General features: G+C 62.8%; 4 protein-coding genes. 2 read left to right on the plus strand and 2 right to left on the minus strand.

Features of this window, described 5'->3' with window-relative positions; genetic code table 11:
• Positions 1-155: 155 nt before the first annotated feature.
• A complete protein-coding gene (locus Q4F91_RS12950) occupies positions 156-1,418 on the minus strand; it encodes an ammonia-forming cytochrome c nitrite reductase subunit c552 (protein ID WP_303338147.1) in 1,263 nt (420 codons plus the stop codon).
• Positions 1,419-1,661: 243 nt separating this feature from the next.
• Positions 1,662-2,246 carry a TMEM165/GDT1 family protein gene (locus Q4F91_RS12955; RefSeq protein WP_303338148.1) on the minus strand — a complete coding sequence of 195 codons (585 nt, stop codon included), beginning with the start codon at positions 2,244-2,246 and terminating at the stop codon, positions 1,662-1,664.
• A 440-nt stretch (positions 2,247-2,686) separates the two neighbouring features.
• Between Q4F91_RS12955 and Q4F91_RS12960 the strand changes: the two genes are divergently transcribed.
• Both Q4F91_RS12960 and Q4F91_RS12965 read left to right on the plus strand, forming a co-directional pair.
• Positions 2,687-3,610, plus strand: a complete 924-nt coding sequence (locus Q4F91_RS12960; protein ID WP_303338149.1) for a DMT family transporter — start codon at positions 2,687-2,689, stop codon at positions 3,608-3,610.
• Between the two features lie 98 nt (positions 3,611-3,708).
• A partial coding sequence (locus tag Q4F91_RS12965; protein ID WP_303338150.1) for an NAD(P)H-dependent oxidoreductase occupies positions 3,709-4,047 on the plus strand: 339 nt, incomplete at its 3' end.

Below are 4,047 nucleotides of genomic sequence, written 5' to 3' on the forward strand. Positions count from 1 at the left end.
GATCAATGACCTGATGGGCATCATCCAGAGGACGCTGCGCGAGACCGAGGAGGATCGGTGGGAGAACTGGTTCAGGCACTTCGGGATCGATCCCGAGACAGTGACACGGGCGATCTGATCTCAGACCGCCCGTGCCGGATATGGATGGATGAGCTTTACTTGAGGAGCGCCTGCGTCTCGTCAATGATCCTGAGCGCATCCTCGAGGTACTTCTTCATCAGCTCGGGGTTGTGCGCGACCTTGCCGCCCGGCGTGGCGCCGCGGTTGCCGTAGACGTATTCCTTGAAGTAGGACGCACGGGCGTAGCCGAAGCGGGCCTTGGCGAGCGTGTCCTCGCTCAGCTTCTTCGCGGTGATCGCGTCCTTCAGCATGACGAAAGTCTCGTCGAGCTTGTCGGCGACGGCCTTGTCGAGCTCAGCCGCGCGGGACTGGGCAGCCTCGACGAACCTCACCATGTCCGGGATGTTCTTTACCTTCTCGCTCTTGTGGCAGCTCAGGCAGTACTGCATGCTGGCTCTGGAGTTGAGCGGCGTCTTCGAGGCGTCATGAGAACGGTAGGGATTGCCGTTGCGGTCCTCGGTGACCGGCATGTGGCAGTCCGCGCAGCCCATGCCGAGCTTGTAGTGGATGCTCCCCATGAAGAACTCGGCATCGGCGTGCGAGCCGTTGGCGATGAGATAGATGTCGAGATCCTTGTCGGTCTTCGCATACGAGGAAGGCGCCATCTCATAGGTCTTGGCGGAGGGATAGCGCACGCCCTCGGGCACGGCGTCCTCAAGCGTGGCCTTGATGAGGCCGTCCGGATCCCAGCCGTAGCGATAGGCGGTCCGGCCGGTCTTCAGAAGGTCCGTCGCGGGAACGATGCGGGAGTCGGACCAGACGGAGAGGTTGTTGTGGCATTGCGCGCATGCGGCGACCTTCGGCGGGAACTGGTCGAAGAGCTCCTTGCCGAAGAGCGAGGCGGTGATGATCCGCGCGCCGACGCTTGTACCCGGGTTCTTCATGTCCGAGTGGCAGGTCTCGCAGCTCCAGAAGTCATCCGCGGCGAGCATTCCGCTGAACTTCGGGGACTTCTTCCCGCTGAAGGCCTCGTCTCCGTAGACCTTGTGGATGTCGTTGAAGCGAGCCGTCTTGCAGGAGAAGCAGGTCGCGTTCTGACCGACGCCCTTCTCGTTGGCGCTCTTGATGCTCCTGAGCATGTACTTGGCCATGGAGCCGTGACCGTAGCCGAAACTCGGGTCGTGCAGGTCATCGAGGTCATCGGCGCTTCCGAGCGAGGAGTAGTACTCGTTCGGATAGACGTCCTTCCAGTCCTTCGCCTTGAAGGCATCGGCGCCGGGCTCTGCGGCGACGATGGCGGTGCCCGTCATCGCAAGAAGTGCTGCAAGAAGAATCTTCGGGGTTTTGGTGGCAGTCATCTGGGTCTCCGTTATGTGGCTCTTCGAGGAGCCTGTTGAAGCCCATCCTAGATGGTGTCCCCCTTAAATTGGTCTCGATCTGGAAAGCATGACTTTCCAAAAGAGAAAGTATCGACAGCGGCCCCCAGTGGCTGTGAAGAGATCTCCCGCATATGCAAGTGACAAAGGCGCGCCCGCCCCGCCGTTCATCGACAGAGCGGAACGCGCCTTTCGCACCTTCTTGAGCGTGCCGGAGCCCCGGCGTCAGAGGCCCTCGATGAAGACCGCGACCGCGAGGATGAAGAAGATCGCGGCGGCGATCTGGCGCATGAGCTTCATCGAGATCTTCTCGGCGAGCTTGTTGCCGATGAAGACCGCAGGGGCGTCGGCGATCATGAGGCCGAACGTCGTGCCGCAGATCACCCAGAAGGCCTCGACCTGGTAGCGCGCTGCGAGCGCGACCGTGGCGATCTGCGTCTTGTCGCCCACTTCGGCGAGGAAGAAGAGCACGACGGTGGTGCCGAAGACGCCGAAGCGCTTCAGACGGTCATGACTCTCGTCATCGTCATCCATCTTGTCGGGGATGAGAATCCAGATGCCCATCGCAATGAAGGAGACGATGAGGACCCAGCGCAGGATGTCCTCGCTGATGAAGCTCGCGAGCGTGGCGCCCAGCGCGCCCGCGATCGCGTGATTGAGGAAGGTCGCGACGAAGATTCCGAGGATGATCGGAAGGGGCTTCCTGAACCGCGCGGCGAGGATCACGGCGAGCAGCATCGTCTTGTCGCCGATCTCGGCGGCGGCGACGACGCCCGTGGAGATCAGGACGGTCTGAAGGATTTCAAGCATGGGGGTCGGTCGGAACAGCGTCGCGGCTAAAACGGAAGGCCTGTCTGCAGGCGCACGAACCCCCTGCCGCACGCCGTTCCTCTCCTAATGGGAAAAGCTTCTCGCGGGGGCCCGCGCCGCAGGTCTTGCCGATGCCGGTCGGGGTCCGGGGAAGAACTGCTTCCTTCGTGCGCCGGGAACTGCGCCGGGAGGCATCATGAGGTTTCTTCGCGTTCGGACCCGCTGAAAGAGCACCCCGTCGCCATGGCTTTTCCCTTGAGGGAAAAGTTCCAAGTGTGTTGACGACGGGCACCGCCGGAAAAATGAACCGCTTGGGACGGCCTTCGGGCGGACGACTACTCCCCTGTGGGGGCTGGGGCGGATTCTAGCGGTCTTTTTGCAAACTGTGTGGGACGAACGTAGACTTTTCCGACCTGATCCTCATCGGTTCAATTTTCCCAATGCATTCCTCGCTTGCCTTCGAGCTCCGTCAGTCGGCGCTCCTCTTGCTCACCGCGCTCATCTGGGGCTGCACGTTCGTCGCGCAGTCGGTCGGCATGGGCTCGGTCGGGCCCTTCACCTTCACCTCGAGCCGCATGATCCTGGGCGTCCTCTTTCTGCTCCCGATCGTCACGATTCTGAGAAAGCGCCTCGCAACGACGAAGCCCGCGGAGGCCGATCGCCGGCGCTCGCGCGAGTACACGCGGACGCTCCTTCTCGGAGGCTTTCTCTGCGGACTCTGCCTCTTCGGGGGCGAGCTGCTGCAGCAGATGGGCTTCGTGCATGACACCGAGGTGGGGAAGGCCGGCTTCATCACGGCGCTCTACATCGTCTTCGTGCCGCTGATCGGCATGCTCCTCGGGCAGCGCTCGCGGCTGCTGCTCTGGATCGCCGTCGTGATCGCGGTCGCGGGCCTCTGGTTCCTCTGCATCCCGCCCGAGGGCTTCTCGATCGCCACGGGCGACATCTACGTCTTCGCCTGCGCGATCGTCTTCGCGCTCCACATCCTCGTGATCTCGCGCTTCGTGACGCGCGTGGACGGCATCGAGCTCTCGATGATGCAGTTTTTCTTCGGCTCGATCATCGCCGCGACGATGATGATGCTTTTTGAACACCCCACGGTCGAGGGATGGACGGCGGCGCTTCCCGCCATCCTCTGGGCGGGCATCATGAGCAACGGCATCGCCTACACGCTGCAGATCGTCGGCCAGCGCGGCATGAACGACACCGCGGCGAGTCTCATCCTCTCGCTCGAGAGCGTGGTCTCCGTGCTCGCCGGCTGGGTGCTTCTCGACGAGATCCTCTCGACGCGCGAGATCATCGGCTGCGTGCTGATGGCGGCGGCCGTCGTGCTCGCCCAGCTCCCCGAGCGCAAAAAGTCCTGAGTCAAACGGTTTCTGCTATCTTTCCCGCACGAATCCGGCCCGGGCGCCGAAGGCTTCCGGTAATGACGGGCGGATAAATTTTCCAAAGGAAATCAACGATGAACTTTCTGATTCTCAACGCCGGCTGCAGGAACTTCGGCCAGGGCGGCACGCTCTCCGCGGCGATGGTCGAGCTCGCGAAGAAGACGCTCGAGGGACTCGGCCACGCCGTCGAGGTCACGCGCCTCGATGACGGCTGGGTGATCGAGGACGAGGTCGAGAAGATGCTCCGCGCCGACGTCGTCATCATCCAGACGCCCGGCTGGTGGATGAGCACCCCGTGGCAGCTCAAGAAGTACGAGGACGAGGTCTTCGTGAGCCCGAAGCTCTGCGGCGGCGACGGCCGCACCCGCAGCGACCCGACGAAGAAGTACGGCTCGGGCGGCTTCCTCACCGAG

The organism is Sutterella sp. (assembly GCF_030539355.1).
GTDB lineage: Bacteria > Pseudomonadota > Gammaproteobacteria > Burkholderiales > Burkholderiaceae_F > Sutterella.